The sequence below is a fragment of the Flavobacterium sp. genome, from assembly GCF_028712645.1.
Lineage (GTDB): Bacteria > Bacteroidota > Bacteroidia > Flavobacteriales > Flavobacteriaceae > Flavobacterium.
In genome coordinates this window covers 1-2,558 of record NZ_JAQTPQ010000383.1, presented here as the reverse complement: position 1 = coordinate 2,558, position 2,558 = coordinate 1, and the positions used below count along the sequence as shown (strand labels likewise).

3 protein-coding genes are annotated in these 2,558 nt (G+C 31.1%); 2 read left to right on the top strand and 1 reads right to left on the bottom strand.

Annotated elements, in window-relative coordinates; genetic code table 11:
• Both PHC28_RS18200 and PHC28_RS18195 read left to right on the top strand, forming a co-directional pair.
• The coding region (locus tag PHC28_RS18200; protein WP_300103866.1) for a cyclic GMP-AMP synthase DncV-like nucleotidyltransferase at positions 1–841 on the top strand (841 nt) is incomplete at its 5' end.
• A gap of 3 nt (positions 842–844) precedes the next feature.
• Complete coding sequence (locus tag PHC28_RS18195; RefSeq protein ID WP_300103863.1) at positions 845–1,519, top strand: SEC-C domain-containing protein; 675 nt, start codon at positions 845–847, stop codon at positions 1,517–1,519.
• Between the two features lie 130 nt (positions 1,520–1,649).
• On the opposite strand, the gene PHC28_RS18190 is transcribed toward PHC28_RS18195, so the two are convergent.
• Positions 1,650–2,318 (bottom strand): AAA family ATPase, encoded by a 669-nt coding sequence (locus tag PHC28_RS18190; protein ID WP_300103861.1) that lies wholly within the window; start codon positions 2,316–2,318, stop codon positions 1,650–1,652.
• Between the last annotated feature and the right edge of the window lie 240 nt (positions 2,319–2,558).

The window sequence follows — 2,558 nt, the reverse complement described above, 5'->3', positions numbered from 1 at the left end:
AAGAATTAGAAAATATTTTGAAGAAAATCATTCTGAATACACTCCAAAATTCTATATACAAGGTTCTTACAAAATGAAAACTGGCATTAGAACCAAAGATGACATTTGTGATTTGGATGACGGAGTTTACTTCTTTAGAACACCAGATGTAACGGCAACGACATTGCAAAATTGGATTTGGGATGCTGTTAATGGATATACTGCAACTTCTCCAGAACATAGAAAAAAGTGCATTAGAAATATTTTTTCTGGTGATTATGAAATTGACATTCCTGTTTATTATAAAGTGAGTGGAGAAGAATATAAACTTGCTGTAAAAAATAATGGTTGGGAAGATAGCGATCCAAAAGCACTTATTGATTGGTTTAACAACAATAAAGATGCTAATGGTAAGATTATAAAAATTATAAAAGAAATGAAAGCTTGGTGTGATTATAAAAGAAATAAAATGCCAAGTGGACTTGCAATGACTATTTTGGCTATGAATGCAAAGGAGAAAATTGTTATGAATGATAGAGACGATATTTTATTGACCGATATTTTGAGAGAAATTAAAAAAACTTTAGCTCAAAAATTTGAATGTATTGTTCCTGTTACTCCAAAAGATAATTTATTTGCGGATTATGATACAACAAGAAAAACTAATTTCTTAAATAATTTAGATAGTTTTCTCTCTGATGCTGAAGCTGCATTAAAAGAACAAAATCAACTAAAAGCTAGTAGATTATGGCAAAAACATTTAGGTAATAGATTTCCTGATGGAGAAGATAAAAATGAACAATCAAATAGTAATTCTGCAACGACAACTGGCGCGGCATTATCAAGACCTTGGGGAAAATAAAAGATGAATGGCTATACAATTTTTGAAGAACAAGTAACAGCTGTTATTGAAAAATACAAGGAATTATCTTTTAAAATTGATGATGGAATTCCTTGTGTCTTCGGGGCTATTATTTTAGCTGATGAATACGGGAATATTGAAGATACTTATCAAGTTGAGATTAAGGCTGTAATTGATTATCCTTATAGTTTTCCTTTGTTATTTGAAACTGGAGGACGCATTCCAAGAAATATTGACTGGCATATATTTGAAAAAACTGGAAACTGTTGTATTGCTTCTCCTCCAGAAGAATATATCATTTGTAATACTGGAATTAATCTACTTCAATTCATTGAAAATCAAGCTAAAAATTATTTTTATAGTCAAATATTCCGCAATCAGAATGGTTATTTTTTAAAAGAAAGGTCTCACGGTAATGCAGGTTGGATTGAGTTTTTTGAAGAAACTTTTATGACAACTAATGTTTTCAATATCGAATTTGGGTTAATTCAAATACTTGAAGGCAAAAAAATTGATAGGGTTTCAGATTGCTTTTGTGGGAGTGGTATAAAATATAGAAAATGCCACAAAAAAAGTTATGATGTTTTATCGAAATTAACTTTAGATAATGTTCGTTTATTTATGAATGCTTTGAGAGATACTAATGAATATAAAATGGCAAAACAAAAGCAATTTTAGGATAGTGTCTGCAAAATTAATTGGAAGTTTTATTTTCTTTTATCATCAATTCCTTTTTCATATGCAATCAAATTAATCATTTACTCACGCTTTGTCTATTGTTTTTTTTTGATGTTCGTGATTATGCAATTTATTTTCGTTTGTCTATTGAACTTCTATCATAAGCTATTAAATTGCATAATTCCCTCAACCTACTTCTAACCCGATTTCCATAAACATTCTCAATTTCAGAAGCTGAAAGGTTTGTAGTTATATGCGTTTGGATTTTTTTACTTGTGAAAATATCATAGCGGCTTAATAGAATTTCTGCCATAACATTACATTCGTTTCCGTAGTATTTTAGGTTATTTTCTGTTCCTAAATCGTCGAAGCATATTGTTTTGGGTTCGGATTCGTATAGCTTTCCCTTGCTGTATTTATGTATGATTTGGTAACCGTCCTGGATAAATTCAAAGCTTATATCTCTACACGGTTTTACGAAAAATTTATGTTCTGTTGGTGTCAGGTGTTTCATTAAATTCATTAGTGATGTTTTACCGCAGCCAACTGGGCCAGAAAGCAAAATTCCTTCGTTGCTGTTGATGCCATATTGAAAACAAGTTGCTTCATCTTTGAGGAAATAGGCAATGAGTTTGTAAATTATGGAATAATCACTTTCAAAGATTTTGAAATGATTTCCGTATAATTCGACACCTTTTTTCTCTAACCAAACTATTATTTCAGTGTAGCTATAATGGCTCTGAATAATCTTTGTCTGTTCCTGTGTTGAGGTGTTTTGCTCTGTTGGATTGTGGTTCATTTGAAATGAATTTAGGTACGTTTAATATCCAATTTTGTGCTGCAGCCTGCCAATTGACCATTGGTGTTTTACCACCAACTAACCAACCATTGCTGGAGAAGTAATTAAAAAACTGGTTCTACTGGGTTTTGTGTGAATAGCCGTCAAGGTTTCCATGAAAAAATAGAATGGCTGTTCTAAAATTTTGTTTATTTCTATATCCACGACCTATTCGTTTTAGTTCTTCAATTGCTCCGTTAA